The organism is Spirosoma pulveris, from assembly GCF_054781875.1.
On record NZ_BAAGTO010000001.1, the window covers coordinates 1,993,667 to 2,008,547 of the forward strand.

A 14,881-nucleotide genomic window follows, 5' to 3' on the forward strand; every position below is an offset into this window, starting at 1 on the left:
CCACAGACAACAAACCGTTTATTTCAGGCAATTGGTTGCTCTACAACGAACGGAGGCACCCGTTGTTTCACAACTGATTTACCTGAATACCAACCGTTGACTTTACGTGTATCAATGCCTGAATACCATCGGGTCGGATGGCTATTTTCTGAGGCACAAACCGAAACGACTTGATGTTCAAATTCGTCTTTTTGCCCGGTCCCCCTTGTTCAAACGCCTTATCAATAGCTTGTGGCAGTTTGGCAATATCATCGCCTAACTTAATCGTCAGCAAACTTTCCAGCAGTTTCCGAAACCCTTTGTGCCAAACGGTATCGCTTCCCTTGGGGAGTGCTTTCCAGGTTTCGGCATCAAAATCCAAGTTAGCAATATGCAGGGTGTTGGTTAACGTATCAAAAACGGGGCGGCCCCGCAGGTAGACTGTTCCGTCCATCAGGCCACTCACATCGGCTTTCACGATCAATGAACGCTGACCGCCGTAGACCGACACTTCATGAATGGTGAGGGAGCCCAGGGCCAGCTTTTTGTTCTTGTTATTGGTCGTAATGGCCAGCATTCGGTTAATATCGGCATAGGGAATAAAGCTCATCAAGTGCAGATCGGAGGTATTCGAGACCGTATCCCGCTTCTGCAACTGAGGCAAGGGCGTTCGCGGATGAACCGGCGTTGTTGGTTTTAATTCGGTCTGAGTCTTTACCGCAATCAGAACGTGGGTTGTTATCTGCCTGGGGTCGCCTGTAATCGCTCCGGCGGCTACGCTGATGGGTATGGGCGTCAGCCAGAGGCCATACTCCTTGTTAATCAGCAGCGGACTTTGCAAATCATGCCAGATGGGTTTCACCATTTTGTCGAGCCGCAACTGCGTATGCACAGCCGAGTCGATGGCCATTTCAATGTCGGTCTTGTGTTTGTCGAGTATGTTCTGAACGATCCGAGTCAGGGAGATTCCCGCAATTTCCGGCTGAACGATCCAGTTGTAATCAGTGAACGTGGTACGGCTTCCCAATCGCCAGTTGGGTGTTACGCCGACAGGGCTTTTGAAGTTAACCGCTAATGCACAGAAGGGCTTTTTAGGGGGCGTGGTATCCCGGCTAAACGGTTTTGTCAGCCACATTTGAAGGGGAGCCGATAGTTTTATCTGCTGGTCGACATACGAAACATGCACCGGCCCCAGGCGTTTGACCCGGAACGAAATAATACCTTTGGTTTTGCCGTCTTTTGTCTCTTTTCCAACCAGAACGGGGTCGAGTTCCTTGTTGATTTTCTCTTCCAGTTCCCGAAGCTGAAAGGTGATGGAGCCAGCCAGGTAAGACAACGTAGCGGGAATGGGCGGGTCGAAGCCCTCCGCTTTGGGAGCCTCCGGTTTTACTTTCTGACATTGCACCAGCAGTACAATCATAGCCAGGCCCATAAAATAACGGCAACGTAGTGATGTTCTCATGAATGGGGAAAGCTGCCGGCACGCTAACAGCAGGATATTCCTGAACCGGCATCCTCACTTAACTCCCGTTCTTTTCGCGATGTTTAACCGGAAACCAATCTTCTGGTCACCGAGCCGGTAAAAGGGGAAGGGTGTTGGGAGGAAGCGGTGCCACAGTTTAAAACCGTGGCACCGCTTCCTCCCAACACCCTTCCCCTTTTTGAAACAGACTCGTTAAAACAATTTCTCGTTTGGCGGCTTAATGCCTTTCATCCGGATATAGATCGTGCACTGCCCCCGGTGGTGCGTCTGATGTTCGAATGCTTTTGCCAGTAGTACCTCACGGGTCATTTCGCGTTGTCCCATTTTCACATTTTCGGCCAGTTGTGCATCCGTTAACCCCTTCACCGCTTCGATCATGAAATCGTAGCTGTCCATAACCGCTTTGGTCAGTGCAGCTTTCGTTTTCAGTTCGCTCATCTCTTCAAGCTTTTTCCCCTGCATGGGGTTGGGCTTGCCGCTCACCATCGCGCCAAAGTTGTAGTTAGCCGCCGTCAGGTGCAGCATCTGCTCGGCAAAGCTGCGAATTTCGGGCGTTGGCTTGTACCCTACACCATCTTCCGACATCACATCGAGGTACTCCTTCGTGTACTCTTTGGCCCGCTGCCAGTCGGCGGTAAGCTGCGTAATCGTGGTCATGGGCCGTCCAGCCTGAACGGCCGAAAAAGCACACAGCAAGCCCAGCAGGGTCATTGCCAGTCGAAACGGTAGTTTACTCATCATGGGTAGTTTTGATTGGTTAGTAACTGATTTTTATTCGTATCCGTAAAAGTTATACAGCAATTGAAGCTACTGAATTTACTTGGCAACTCCTCTCTTTTCGGTTATCTTTCTGCATCGATCGATTCATCAGTATCCCCCATGTCTTCTCGCCGTTCCTTCCTGCAAGCCACTACCCTGGCCCCGTTCCTGTCGCTGACAACCAGCCAGCCACCAAGCACAACCCTTAAACCCGACCGGCTCAAACCGGGCGATACCATCGGGCTTTTTTGTCCGGCGGCCCCGGCCTTTACCCGGGAGACGGTGCAGATTGCCGAGGAGTCTCTACAGGCACTGGGCTTCAAAACCATCGTTGGGCCACATGCCTACGACCGCTATGGGTACCTGGCCGGACGTGATGCCGACCGGGCCGCCGACCTGCACGCGCTTTTCGACAACCGGACAGTGAAGGCGGTTATGGCCATTCATGGGGGCTGGGGCTGTGCGCGGCTGTTACCCCTGCTGGATTATAGCCTGATTCAGCGCAATCCGAAAATCCTGATCGGCTACAGCGATGTGACGGCCCTGCTGCTGGGTATCTATGCTAAAACGGGCCTCGTCACGTTTCACGGACCTGTTGCCTCCGCTACATTCAACGCCTACACAGTCGACTGGTTCAGGCGGTTACTGCTGGAAGGCGAAACCCTAACCATGAAGAACCCCACCGACAAAGGGGACAATTTAACCCAGGTTCAGAATCGAATTACGACGCTCCGTCCGGGGCTGGCCCGTGGTCGATTGATGGGTGGTAATCTCACGGTTCTGAGCCACCTGATCGGGTCAACGTATCTCCCCGACTGGAAAAATGCAATTCTGTTTCTGGAAGATACCCACGAAGATGTTTACCGCATGGACCGGATGTTCAACCACCTGAAGCTGGCGGGTATTCTGGACCAGATTACCGGTTTCGTATTCGGTAAATGTACCGACTGCGGCCCCGGCAGCGGCTACGGCTCCCTTACGCTGGACGATGTGCTGACTGAATACATCATACCCCTCAACAAGCCCGCCTACTCAGGGGCCATGATCGGCCATATTAACGATAAGTTCACCGTTCCGGTAGGCATCGATGCCGAAATGGACGCCACGGCGGGCACCATTCGACTGCTGGAATCGGCGGTTGGTTAATACTTCTTGCCGGGCTTTGGGAATACCTGGTGCGCGCTCGCCCATTGCTGCCATAAACCCCGAAACTAACGAACTTTGTCGGGGTATTTAGCGGCCACGTCCTGCGTTTCCAATTTATCGGTAGCCAGATTGAACAGCCATTTTTTCATATTACCAGTAGTGAGGCCAATTCAGCAATTATTCCTTATTTTGTTAGTTATGGCAACAGACATGACTGGTGAACCTGCACACGGCAATACCGATATTTTACGAGAACTGCTTCATTACCAGATGCCCTTTGGCAAGTATAAAGGGCATCTGATCCGATCGCTACCGGTTTCCTATCTGGAGTGGTTCGTACAGAAAGGTTTCCCGGCGGGTAAGCTGGGCATGCTGCTCCAAACGATGTACGAAATCCGGCTGAATGGACTGGAGTATTTACTGGATGGCTTGAGAAAAGGAAACTGACGACTCAGGAGCGCAATACCACCCTGCTTTTTCTGCGCTCAACCACGTCTGTACCCTCTCATCCGGTATTGATTGTCTGCCCCAATAATCTGCCGTTGTTTTGGTGTCAATCTTTACTCCCTGAACCCATGACCTGGACAACAGCCCAACAGGACGCTTTGCAGCACGCCATTCAGCGTCGCAACGAACGCAACATCTTACAGAACCAACTTGCGCAAACCAACAGCGAGCTGGAAAAGCGGCAGCAGGAGCAAGCCGTTCTGCTCGATCAATGGCGGGATGAGCAAGCCGATGTCGACCGGCTAAACCGGTTGAGCTGGGCTAGTTTGTATCATGATCTTCTCAATCAGAAAGCGCAGCAACTCAGTAAGGAACAAGCCGAAGCCCAATATGCACGACTCCGGTACGATGCCGTTTGTGCGACAGTAGATGCCCTGCAACAACAATGTGAGGACCAGGCGAAACGTCTCTCCGACTTCCTGGGGGTCGATACCGTATATGACCAATTGATCGAAAGCAAACGGGAAGCGCTGCTCAATAGCCCGGACACCATGCGGGAGCAATACCAGCAACACCTGACTAAACTCACTCACAGCAACCAGTACGCGCAGGAGTTAGCGGAAGCTAAAGGTGCGGGCCTACAGGCACTTCAGGAGGTGCGGCAATTGACGCAACTGCTGGACGAAGCACATACCTGGGGTACCTGGGACATACTGGGAGGCTCCACTATTTCGTCGATGATCAAGTACAGTAAACTGGATGAAGTTCGGGACCAGTCCCAGCGGGTAACTTATAGCTTACAGCAGTTTCGCCGGGAGTATAAAGATGTTGACCAGACTTTCCTGCCCGACTGGACATTTGACAATAACCTGACCCGATTCGTAGACATTTTCTTCGACAACATCTTCACCGACTGGTCCGTACAATCCCGGATTAACGAAGCCAGAACAACGGCGCATACCCTCGAAAATCAGCTGGTTACCGCTATTGCCGAACTCCAAAGCCAGCAGAACAAGTCCGCTGAACAGACGAGGCAGCTGTCCGATCAATTTCAGCGATTTCTGGAAACAGTCTAGGTTTAGGGCGGCAAACTATCCCAGGCTATAGCTGTTTTTTGTCAGGCTAAACCTCAAGCCTATTACCGTTCCTGACGAGTCATAACGAATTTTCGGTGGAGCAGTTTGATGCCTTTGTAAACCGTTACGTCTATGGCCTGCGGCTTGTACATTTGCACCTCAACACTTAAGGAAATCCCCGTCTTGGGGTGAATTAAGCGTCCGCCAGACCAGGCCCCTCCATCGTAGCGAAGGTTATAAATCAGAAGACTATCTTTCATCAGGCCAAAATTCTGTTCACCGGCCTGGTCAACCTCGGCTACCCGGGCAAAGTAGAGGCCGCTTTGCTTATAAATATCAACGCTGGACCCTTTAGACGGAAACTGCCACCGGCCTATGAGTCGGTCCGCTGGCTGATCAGCTTTCGCTCCCAGCAGGAAGCAAAGTAGCAACATAAGCCATGGCAGACGCAGCAGGATAAAGACGGCTTTGGGTTGATTAAGATTGTTCACAGTTAACCAAATTATTTTTTACACGGGGAATAAAGCCATTCTGCTCAGATCAACACCTGAGTAACTGGCACCAAGCCTTACCGGCAAGTATTATAAGAATGACTTCTTAAAGCATGTGTTTGTTCAACAACTACTACTCAATAAACGCATTTTAATAGGTAAAGAACTGAGAACCATCAGCCCACCCGTTCAGCAGTCCCAACCGGCTAATCCTTTTTGTCGAACATAATTTTCACCTGAACACCCATCACTTCGCCGATACAACGGGTGTTTTCCAGAACTCTGCCGATCCATACTTGCCTTTCGGCACATCTCCACCGTATAGCACCGAATTGAGCAGCACTCGATACGTGCCTAAGGGCTGCCCGCGCCATTGCGGCCGGAAGCCAAGCAGAATAACATGGCCTTGCCCGTGCTGTACATCCAGTGATGCAGCATAGCCATGCAGGTACTTCTCGCCCAGTAAGTACCCCGACCGCAAAGGCGACCCACTCGAGGCAAACTTAGCCAACGCCTGACCTTTGAAGCCATCCAGTGTAGCAAAGACGGGACTTCCTTCCACAAAAACAGCCGCTTTGGCAGGCATACCGGCCATGACCGGGTGCGCAGCGTCGGTTTCTATTTTTAGGAGCGAACCACCCGTGAAGAAATCTTTACTGTTCACACCCGCCACCACGTTTTTTACGGGCAAGTGAAGGGCCTCAATGGCGTAGTCGCTGCTGGCGTTCAGGCAAACAAGCGTACCACCCTGGCTTACGAAATTAGACAGGTTACCGGCCCCCAGCTCACCCAGTCCACCTTCGTAGGCCGGGGGAACCAGCCCCTTGGCGAAACCATCTTTCAGGCTTCTGGGTCGGTCGGATGCGATCAGGATAACGTCAAAACGGTCGGATAAATCACCAGCCAGCACATCGGTGTTGGTGATGTTGACAAACGGAACGTCAAACTGTTCCAGTACCCAGTGTGTCCAGCCCTCGTCCATGCTGGCCGTCCAGGGTTTGTACACTGCGATGCGGGGTTTTACTAGGGTTCCGGCGGTATTGGTTGTCAGTTCTGCCGTAACCCCCAACTCTTTTATCCAGGCATCCAGCGCTGCCTTTCCTACCCCGCTGATGGCGTATTTCTGAGCCTCTTTGTTGTATTTAACCATCCCGCCCGCTTTTAATGAACGGCTGATTACCTTAAATGCATTGTTCTCGGCCGGGTTGACAAGGGCAACCGGCCCGGTTCCGGTCAGCCGTCCTTCGGGCGCTTTGATGCCTGCCGAAATGGGGTTGGTATCGAAGCCAATGCCCGTCACGAAGTCAGCCGGGTAAGCATCTTTCTTATCGTCCGTTTTCCAGTCTTTCGGCGTTCCACTAACCATCTGAATGGCCGATTTGACCTCAGCAGGCAGCGGTGTTATGGCCGGAATGACGTTGAGTTCAAATTGCAGCGGCAGTGTCCAGCCAGCGGCATCGTACGGTTGCTCCGGCGGACCACCCGGAAACTCGCGCAGATCGGGGTACACCTGTACGTCGAGCAGTTGTTTCGTCAACTCGCCATATTCCTGATTCATGGGAATCACCCAGGTACCTTTAGGGTAGTTTCGCCCGTCGAATACCACGTCTTTAGTCAACTGCCCGATGCGGATGCCATGAAAGGCCAGACGGCGGAGGAGTTCGGCGGGGCGGGCGGGGTCGCGTTGTTTTTGCGGAATAAAATAGGCGTAGGGCGGCTCATGCTCGTATTTTTTGATGGTGTTACGGCCCGACTGGTAGCGGTTATACAGCAGCACATCGCTGTATTTGGCAGCATAGTCGAGGGTGGCCAGCGAGGCCGTTTCCATGTACGCCATGGCATCGCTGATGCGCCACCACCCCCCCGGCCACGGGCTGGAATACAGCGACTCGACCCGAAACTCGTTCTTGTCTTTTGGGAAATCGCGGACGGTGTAAAAATGGGGCGTCGCATAGTTATACAAAGCCGTTTCGGTCCAGAAGGCCGGGATGTTTTGCAGCACCGGCATGTAGTCGATATAACCCGGATACCAGGCATCGAAGCCCGTACCCATGTGCGTGGCCCCTTTCTGGCCATTGCTTTCCAGCGCCTGCGCCATTGCCATGCCAATCATGTTTACCTCGCGGGCAATGATGGGGGGCGTTTGCGACGCAATGGGTTCGGCAAAGGGCGGCAACCAGATACGGGTAGGAAAAGGGGACGTCTGGTGATGTACGAAGATGATGTTCGGCTCCCACTCGCGCCAGGTGCGCGCCACCACCCTCGATTCGATCATGTTGAGCATATAGGCATCGCGGTTGTTGTCGTGCCCTACGTATTTCTGATACAGAAACGGCGGGGGCGCCACTTCATAGGGCGTCCCGACATTCGCCTTATACCAGTCGCCAATCATCGTTTGTCCGTCCGGGTTGAGCGATGGCCAAAGCAACAGGATGACGTTATCCAGAATGGTCTTCATTTTGGGATCGTCGGCTTTGCTGAGCATATCGTACGCCAGCGAAATGGTGTGCTGCGCCCCGGCCACTTCAGAAGCATGGAGTCCACCATCGATATGAACCAACGGTTTCCCTTCCAGCGACAGCTTTTTTGCATCCTCATCGGTCAGGCCCGCCGGGTGTGCCAGTCGTTGGGCAATGGCCCGGTATTTATCGATATTGTCGAGGTTATTCTTGGACGAGATCAGGGCAAAATACCAGGGCCTTCCCTCGGAGGTTTCACCCACGTAAACCAGCTTCATCTTATCGCTGGCCTCGTCCAGTTTCTTAAAATACGCCAGCGACTGCTCATAAGTGGCAAGCTTAAAATCAGCGCCAACGGGAAAGCCAAGGGTCTCTTCAGGTTTCGGGAGGGCTTTCTGCTGGGCAAACGTCAGGGTGCTTGTCAGATAGAGAAGCATCCAGATGCGATTGGTTTTCATGTAGTTCAGGTTGTGTATTGTCCAGTGGGCACAAGGCAAATCATTTTACGAATGAAGCCATTTGCCAACAAAAATACCAGATTTACAAATCCAATATATATTTTATTTGGCGCAAGCAATTGTTCGCACGTTTTACAGCTCAAACAACAAATCACAAGTAGGGTCCGGTGCTTGGGTTAGCAGCTTGCCGAATCGGTGTGGGTGGGAAACTCGTTATCTTTGTACATGGATTATTTTAAAAATCTGCTTGATTTACTAAAGGTTGAACGAGAAGAAGACCGCACGCAATACCGTAAACTCACCGAAACAACTTCCGTTGCCGAACGCCGGGCCAACGGATTAACCTGGTATCCCATTGCCATCCGGGGTTCTGAAATGAGCCGGGGCGATTATCTGTCCGTAGAAGTCGAGCGGACCACGCATCAGGATATTCCCCATCAATTGCGGTTTGGTATGCCCGCCGTGTTGTTCAGCAACCACGACCCAAAAACCGACCGTGTAGAAGGTACCATTACACACCAGAGCGGCAACCGCCTGCGGATTACGCTGCGCGTAGATGAACTGCCCGACTGGTCGAGAGATGGCAAACTGGGAGTAGAAGTGCTGTTTGACGACAATAGCTACGACGAAATGGAAGCGGCCCTCAAACTGGCCAATTCCCTCGCGGAGAAATCGGATAGCCGCCTGATCAACGTCCTGACGGGCGATACATCGCCAACCTTTCACCCCGATACGCCACCGCTACCACTGCCCCGGCTCAACCCCAGCCAGGTAGCCGCAGTGGGTAAGATACTGACGGCCAACGAACTGGCCGTTGTACACGGACCGCCCGGTACCGGGAAAACCACAACGCTCGTACAGGCTATAAAAGCCCTGCATAAACAGGATAACAAGAAGTTACTGGTGGTTGCCCCCAGCAATACGGCCGTCGATTTATTGAGTGAAAAACTGCACGACGAGGGCCTGAACGTGCTTCGGGTGGGGAACCCGGCCCGCGTATCGGAGCGGTTGATGGCACTCACGCTCGATCATAAAATGGCCGATCATCCGGCTATGAAAGAAGCCAAAAAGCTGAAAAAGCAGGCCAACGAGTTCAAGAACATGGCGCATAAATACAAGCGCAACTTCGGCAAAGCCGAGCGTGACCAGCGTAAGGCTCTGTTCGACGAAGCGCACCGGATCATGAAGGAGGTTGGTAATACGGAACAGTACGTCATTGATGATCTGGTCAATAAAGCGCAGGTAATTACAGCCACGCTGGTGGGGGCTAACCACCATACCGTCCGGAACCTCACGTACCATACGGTGGTCATCGACGAAGCCGGTCAGGCGCTCGAACCCGCCTGCTGGATTCCAATTCTCAAAGCCCGGAAAGTGGTGCTGGCCGGTGATCACTGCCAGCTTTCCCCCACCATCAAATCGGCCGAAGCAGCCCGGAAGGGATTGAGCCATACATTGCTCGAAAAGTGCATTGCCCTGCATCCCGAAGCTGTTTCCATGCTGGATGAACAATACCGGATGCATGAACACATCATGGGATATTCGTCGCAGGTGTTTTATGAGAACAAGCTACAAGCGCACGGCTCCGTTGCCCGACATTCGCTGTTCGAGGGCGATACGGCCCTGGTTTTCGTGGATACAGCCGGCTGTGGATTCGACGAGAAACTGGACGGCACCAGTTCAACGAATCCCGAAGAAGCGGCCCTCCTGATGAAACACCTGACGCAACTGGTGGCGGACCTGAGTACCCGGTATACGCCGGAAAACTTTCCGACGGTCGCCGTTATCTCGCCTTATAAACAACAGATCAACATACTGAAGGATCAACTGGCTCACACGCCTGAGTTACAACCCTACATTGGCCGGATTTCGGTCAACACCATCGATAGTTTTCAGGGGCAGGAGCGCGACATTGTGTACATCTCCATGACCCGCAGCAATGCCGAAGGGGACATCGGTTTTCTCTCAGACATTCGCCGGATGAACGTCGCCATGACCCGCGCCCGTAAGAAACTGGTCATCGTCGGTGACAGTGCGACGCTGGCCGGGCTTCCTTTCTACGCGGACTTCATCGCCTATGCCGAGAATTTGAACGCCTACCAGAGCGCCTGGGAATTTATGTAAGGTCGGTCGTGGGTGGCTGGCGCAGGCATTCGCCCGCTCCAGCCATCACTTACTGTTTCTCCAGTTTCTTCAACTCCTTCTGAATATAAGCTTTCGAGAGCCAGTTTGTCCCTATCATAACGCCGTCGATGTTTCTGGTCTGCGTAATGTCTTTCAAGGGGTTGCCGCTCAGCAGCACCAGATCGGATACATTCCCCGTCTTAACGACGCCCCAATCGGGTTTATTCAGGTAAGATGCCACGTTGACGGTTCCCGTCCGCAGGGTTTCGTATGGCGTTAAACCGGCATCGACCATGTATTTCATTTCGTTATGGATGGAGAAACCGGGCACGTTGAAAATCTGTGGGGCATCGGAGCCCAACAGAATATCGACCCCATTCTTCTGACATTCGTAAATGAGTTTCCGACGAATCTGAATCAGCTTTTCGGCATGTTCTTTCGAGAAATTCGGGTTGGCCAGGTAGCCCTTTTTGGTATTCTCCCAGCCGCTGACCTGCTCGGGTTTCATGTATTTCATTTCCGGATCTTTGCTGAATGCATCGGCGGGCAGGGGCGAAAGCCAGCGTTCGGCGAGAGCTTGCGTGGGCACAACCCGGATGTGTTTGTCGCGAAGCCCCTTTACGAGTTTGGGGATCTGCGAGGCATCGGCCCGGTAAGCGATCCACGACGCAAACAGGCCGGTTTCGGGTTCGGCCAGGGTGTCCGACCGGGGCACAATGGCCTCTACAAAGCCATCCATATGGTCGATGGATGAATACCCCGCATCAATTGCCCGCCAGACGCCCACATTAAATGACACGTGACCCACGAACGGAATACCGACTTCGTGCGCCGTTTTGGCAATAGCCGGGAATGTCTCTTTGGTTAGTCCGGGATGCAGTTTAAGAAAATCGTAGCCAGCGGCTTTCTGTTCGCGGACCATCTGGGCACCCCGCTCGGCGGTCTTCACGGTTTGCCCATTGAACGACGGGCCGGTGGCATAGAAATGGGGTCCGAGGATTTCACCGCTGTTGATCTTGCTGCGGAGTTCCAGATGCCGGGGGTGGCCCAGCATACCCCGGATAGTCGTGATGCCGTTGGCAAGGTACAGCATCAGCACCTCTTTCATGGGCTCAATATCGTCGATGGGGGGCACGTGGGCGTGGATTTCGGCCCAGCCCGGCGTCAGGTATTTGCCTTTTGCCTCAATCACCAGCGCGTCTTTACCAATGGCCACTTTACCGTCGTTTCCCATTGCGGCTATCCGGCCGTTTCGCACCACGACCGTCTGATTTTCGAGAACGCGCTCACGGTCCATGGGGATCACATTGACGGATTTGAACACGATGTCGCGCTGGCCATTGCTAACCAGCTCCTGGGCAGAAAGCGTGGTAAAGGGGGTCAGATGTAGACCAGTTAGTAACAGGGCAAGTAGAAAGCGCATGGAAAAAGGCTGTTTAGGAGGTTGTCGAACGGGATAAATAGCAGGCCGTGAACCTATTGCAATTGGTTCTGCTTTGGAGTAATAAGCTATTCTGTAAATTTATTCATTCATTCCGAATTACACCGACATAAACCCGATCACTACATGAAAATCAGAGCCATTATAACCGGTGCCACGGGCATGGTAGGCGAAGGCGTTCTCCACGAGTGCCTGCAACAGCCCGACGTCGAAGCGGTACTCCTTATCAACCGTAAATCCAGTGGCGTCTCACACCCGAAGGTGAAAGAAATCATCCACAAAGACTTTTTCGACTTATCGGCCATCGAGTCGCAGTTGAGTGGGTACAACGCCTGTTTTTTCTGTCTGGGCGTATCGTCGGTGGGTATGAAGGAAGACGAGTACCGGCACCTCACCTACGATCTTACCCTGCACGTAGCGGAAACGCTGGCACGGCTTAATTCGGATATGACCTTTGGCTACATCTCCGGCGCGGGTACAGACGGCACCGAACAGGGCCGCAGCATGTGGGCGCGCGTGAAAGGCGCCACGGAGAACGCGCTGATGCGTTTACCGTTCAAAAAAGCCTATATGTTCCGGCCGGGATTCATGAAACCGACGCCGGGGCTGAAGAACACGCTTGTCTATTATAAATATATCAACTGGCTCTACCCCATTGGCCGGGCGCTTTACCCGGCAGGGTTTTCGACCTTACAGGAACTGGCGCTGGCCATGATCAAGTCGGTCAGGATCGGCTATGAGAAGCCCGTTCTGGAAGTAAAGGATATTGTGGCGTTGGCGAAGCGGTAGGGTTTGCAGGCGACGGGTGCGCTGTCAGACAAGTAGTACAATGCTACGAAACAACGTTCACGTTTATTAAAGCAATTTTATATTAACGGCATTCAACCCCTTTTTACCTTGCTCGATGGTAAACCTTACTTTATCATTTTCGTGGATATGATCTGTTAATGCGCTTACATGAACAAATATATCGTCGCCTGAACTATCTGATTTGATAAATCCAAAGCCCTTCGTTTCATTAAAAAATTTCACAGTGCCAGTCTGTAAGGCCGCTTCCTGTTTGGGGAGATCCCTGGCTTTACGTACACTTCTTTTGCCAAACCCTGTAATTAGATCAAAGGTATCGTTGAGGTCCCGTGTCAATCTATCCAGTTTGTATTTATCCCGAACTGTGTTGAGCTGAGTAGCCTCAATGATATCGGCCAAGAGTTCTTTCTCATCAGCAGACAAATCATCATCAACAGGGATATTGGCTTCCACTTGCTTACGAGCGGAGGCAAGTAGTCTGTACAACTCATTGATAATGGAAACGGCGGAGTCCTCCTGAATCTGGATTAACCGACTGAAGGCATTTATATTTGGATCAGAATGGGGGTCAGTTTCCCTGAAGTGTTGCCGGCGTATGGATGTGTCTGTTCTGGATACCATGTCTATAACCTCAGGTCTGCTGTTTAAAACGATATAAAGATAAAAAAGTTTTACACTACCAGTCTAGTAATCAACGCTAATTACGTCAAAGAGTGCTCTGGGTAACTCTCTGATTTGGTACTCCACCGACCGCATAGATGCCTTATCTCTAACGCCTACTGGTTTAAGAATTGCTTCTACATCTACGCTGGAAGGAATTACATAAATAAAGGGGGTAAAATCAGAGAATATTTTCCGCTGCCAGCTTCGATTTACCAGCGCTTTGATTTCTTCAAATTGAGTCGATGAGATAAGCCGGTTATCATGCTTGAATTTGGCTCCTCTTCGTATGCCACTCACATTTTGTCTAATTTTAGCACTGTGCTCGTCTTCAGACTCGACATCCCGTCTAAGTTCTTTGTATATCTCTTTCGGGTTTGACGAAGCCGGTTGCCCTACTTCATGAAAAAATGGACTACACCAAACATAATGGGTTTTATTATAGAATCTCTCATTGATTTCATAGGCAAGTTTGGTGTTGACAGAATAATATATCAAAGGTTTAGCCATATAAAGTGCACGGTTTTGTGGCAGCAATATATAGTTTATACGTCAAAAAAACTTAACACAACTATACATAAAAACTAATCAAGGCACTTACGTAGCATAAGCTTCTATTTGTAAGCTCATCTACAGCTATTAACTGGTATCACGTTGCCGTATGAACCGTGCAATATTCATTCCACAACGGAAACGATCACGTAATTATCATTCCGGGTAATACCATACAAAATCTGTTTCCCTTTGATGCTCCGGTCAATGGCAAACGCTTGTCCTTCGCTGATGGTCGGAATGGTCTTCACGTATTGCAGCGTGTGCCCCCGCTCGGGTAGTTTCAGCACGTACAGTTCGGGTTTGTCGTGGCCGGTGCAATAGATCAGCCCATCCGGTCCCCAGGTTCCACCCGAAGTGCTGTACGAGCCGAAAGCCTGCAAAACTTGGGTCGGAAAAGCCCACGACTCCAGCTGTTGCCAGGTTGAGGTGTATTTGACCAGGGTCGTCCAGCGGTTATCGCGCCCTTCGGCCGAGGCTTTATTTGAATAATTGGCGAAAGCCACCCACCAGTAGCCGTTGTAGAAATCAGCCCAGGTTACGGAGCCGGGAAAGAGCCCGAAGCTGTGACTCCCAATGTGTCGAAGCGTTCGGGTGTCAAATATTTCGATTGAACTGGCCATCGGCACATCGGGGTAGTTGGAGTGCGTACAGTACAGTTTCTGCCCCACCACAACCCCGCTATTCATATGTTTTAGCAGACCTGTAGTGTCCTGCCAGATGGCTACCTGCCTACCGTCTTTTTTCGTGTGCTTCGTTAGCGAATGATTATTAACGACGTAAAAGTGTGTCTGGTCGACGGCAACACCCTGCTGCACCTGGGCCAACTGAAACCGGCGAATTTCGGTCGCTTTCTGTCCCCGGCTGCTGATTGGAACCGATAGATAAATCAAAAAGATGGTGGTGATCAGCAATCGATGAACTGGCATAGGTTTCGGCTTTACGGGTAAAGCCCGTAAGTTACAGGACTCGCTCAGCTTTCGACCCATGCAGGGGCAC

The 14,881-nt window shown here is 51.8% G+C and carries 13 protein-coding genes; 5 read left to right on the top strand and 8 right to left on the bottom strand.

Features of this window, described 5'->3' with window-relative positions; all coding sequences use genetic code 11:
- Positions 1-67 precede the first annotated feature (67 nt).
- Complete coding sequence (locus ACYVJM_RS08070) at positions 68-1,441, bottom strand: DUF4403 family protein (protein WP_461147679.1); 1,374 nt, start codon at positions 1,439-1,441, stop codon at positions 68-70.
- Positions 1,442-1,654: 213 nt separating this feature from the next.
- Positions 1,655-2,200 carry a DinB family protein gene (locus ACYVJM_RS08075; RefSeq protein ID WP_461147749.1) on the bottom strand — a complete coding sequence of 182 codons (546 nt, stop codon included), beginning with the start codon at positions 2,198-2,200 and terminating at the stop codon, positions 1,655-1,657.
- A 141-nt stretch (positions 2,201-2,341) separates the two neighbouring features.
- Here ACYVJM_RS08075 and ACYVJM_RS08080 point away from each other — a divergent pair, with 141 nt between their 5' ends.
- The 3 genes from ACYVJM_RS08080 (at position 2,342) to ACYVJM_RS08090 (ending at position 4,890) form a co-directional block, all read left to right on the top strand.
- Positions 2,342-3,367 carry a S66 peptidase family protein gene (locus ACYVJM_RS08080; protein WP_461147680.1) on the top strand — a complete coding sequence of 342 codons (1,026 nt, stop codon included), beginning with the start codon at positions 2,342-2,344 and terminating at the stop codon, positions 3,365-3,367.
- Positions 3,368-3,565: 198 nt separating this feature from the next.
- Entirely contained in the window at positions 3,566-3,814 is a 249-nt protein-coding gene (locus tag ACYVJM_RS08085) for a DUF3820 family protein (protein WP_461147681.1), read from the top strand.
- A 128-nt stretch (positions 3,815-3,942) separates the two neighbouring features.
- Positions 3,943-4,890, top strand: coding sequence for a hypothetical protein (locus ACYVJM_RS08090; protein WP_461147682.1), 948 nt, complete (start codon positions 3,943-3,945; stop codon positions 4,888-4,890).
- Positions 4,891-4,952: 62 nt separating this feature from the next.
- Here the strand turns inward: ACYVJM_RS08090 and ACYVJM_RS08095 are convergent, their stop codons facing one another.
- Together ACYVJM_RS08095 and ACYVJM_RS08100 are read right to left on the bottom strand one after the other, a co-directional pair.
- On the bottom strand, positions 4,953-5,381 hold the full coding sequence (locus tag ACYVJM_RS08095; RefSeq protein ID WP_461147683.1) for a DUF2147 domain-containing protein: 429 nt from the start codon (positions 5,379-5,381) through the stop codon (positions 4,953-4,955).
- Between the two features lie 247 nt (positions 5,382-5,628).
- A complete protein-coding gene (locus ACYVJM_RS08100; protein ID WP_461147684.1) occupies positions 5,629-8,298 on the bottom strand; it encodes a M14 family metallopeptidase in 2,670 nt (889 codons plus the stop codon).
- A gap of 225 nt (positions 8,299-8,523) precedes the next feature.
- On the opposite strand from ACYVJM_RS08100, the gene ACYVJM_RS08105 reads away from it, so the two are divergent.
- The gene (locus ACYVJM_RS08105; protein WP_461147685.1) at positions 8,524-10,422 is read left to right on the top strand and encodes an AAA domain-containing protein; all 1,899 of its coding nucleotides are present in this window, start codon (positions 8,524-8,526) and stop codon (positions 10,420-10,422) included.
- A gap of 49 nt (positions 10,423-10,471) precedes the next feature.
- Here the strand turns inward: ACYVJM_RS08105 and ACYVJM_RS08110 are convergent, their stop codons facing one another.
- Positions 10,472-11,845: an amidohydrolase family protein gene (locus ACYVJM_RS08110; RefSeq protein ID WP_461147686.1), complete on the bottom strand. Its 1,374-nt coding sequence runs from the start codon at positions 11,843-11,845 to the stop codon at positions 10,472-10,474.
- Between the two features lie 144 nt (positions 11,846-11,989).
- Between ACYVJM_RS08110 and ACYVJM_RS08115 the strand changes: the two genes are divergently transcribed.
- Positions 11,990-12,652 (top strand): NAD-dependent epimerase/dehydratase family protein, encoded by a 663-nt coding sequence (locus ACYVJM_RS08115; RefSeq protein WP_461147687.1) that lies wholly within the window; start codon positions 11,990-11,992, stop codon positions 12,650-12,652.
- 66 nt (positions 12,653-12,718) lie between these two features.
- On the opposite strand, the gene ACYVJM_RS08120 is transcribed toward ACYVJM_RS08115, so the two are convergent.
- The 3 genes from ACYVJM_RS08120 to ACYVJM_RS08130 form a co-directional block, all read right to left on the bottom strand.
- Positions 12,719-12,895: a cold-shock protein gene (locus ACYVJM_RS08120; RefSeq protein WP_461147750.1), complete on the bottom strand. Its 177-nt coding sequence runs from the start codon at positions 12,893-12,895 to the stop codon at positions 12,719-12,721.
- A 459-nt stretch (positions 12,896-13,354) separates the two neighbouring features.
- Positions 13,355-13,840, bottom strand: coding sequence for a hypothetical protein (locus ACYVJM_RS08125; protein ID WP_461147688.1), 486 nt, complete (start codon positions 13,838-13,840; stop codon positions 13,355-13,357).
- Positions 13,841-14,007: 167 nt separating this feature from the next.
- The gene (locus ACYVJM_RS08130; protein ID WP_461147689.1) at positions 14,008-14,811 is read right to left on the bottom strand and encodes a hypothetical protein; all 804 of its coding nucleotides are present in this window, start codon (positions 14,809-14,811) and stop codon (positions 14,008-14,010) included.
- Positions 14,812-14,881 lie beyond the last annotated feature (70 nt).

Excerpts from the sequence above, each read along its gene's own strand:
- ACYVJM_RS08070 (WP_461147679.1), bottom strand. The coding sequence starts at position 1,441 with ATGAGAACATCACTACGTTGCCGTTATTTTATGGGCCTGGCTATGATT.
- ACYVJM_RS08075 (WP_461147749.1), bottom strand. The coding sequence starts at position 2,200 with ATGAGTAAACTACCGTTTCGACTGGCAATGACCCTGCTGGGCTTGCTG.
- ACYVJM_RS08080 (WP_461147680.1), top strand. The coding sequence starts at position 2,342 with ATGTCTTCTCGCCGTTCCTTCCTGCAAGCCACTACCCTGGCCCCGTTC.
- ACYVJM_RS08085 (WP_461147681.1), top strand. The coding sequence starts at position 3,566 with ATGGCAACAGACATGACTGGTGAACCTGCACACGGCAATACCGATATT.
- ACYVJM_RS08090 (WP_461147682.1), top strand. The coding sequence starts at position 3,943 with ATGACCTGGACAACAGCCCAACAGGACGCTTTGCAGCACGCCATTCAG.
- ACYVJM_RS08100 (WP_461147684.1), bottom strand. The coding sequence starts at position 8,298 with ATGAAAACCAATCGCATCTGGATGCTTCTCTATCTGACAAGCACCCTG.
- ACYVJM_RS08105 (WP_461147685.1), top strand. The coding sequence starts at position 8,524 with ATGGATTATTTTAAAAATCTGCTTGATTTACTAAAGGTTGAACGAGAA.
- ACYVJM_RS08110 (WP_461147686.1), bottom strand. The coding sequence starts at position 11,845 with ATGCGCTTTCTACTTGCCCTGTTACTAACTGGTCTACATCTGACCCCC.
- ACYVJM_RS08115 (WP_461147687.1), top strand. The coding sequence starts at position 11,990 with ATGAAAATCAGAGCCATTATAACCGGTGCCACGGGCATGGTAGGCGAA.
- ACYVJM_RS08125 (WP_461147688.1), bottom strand. The coding sequence starts at position 13,840 with ATGGCTAAACCTTTGATATATTATTCTGTCAACACCAAACTTGCCTAT.
- ACYVJM_RS08130 (WP_461147689.1), bottom strand. The coding sequence starts at position 14,811 with ATGCCAGTTCATCGATTGCTGATCACCACCATCTTTTTGATTTATCTA.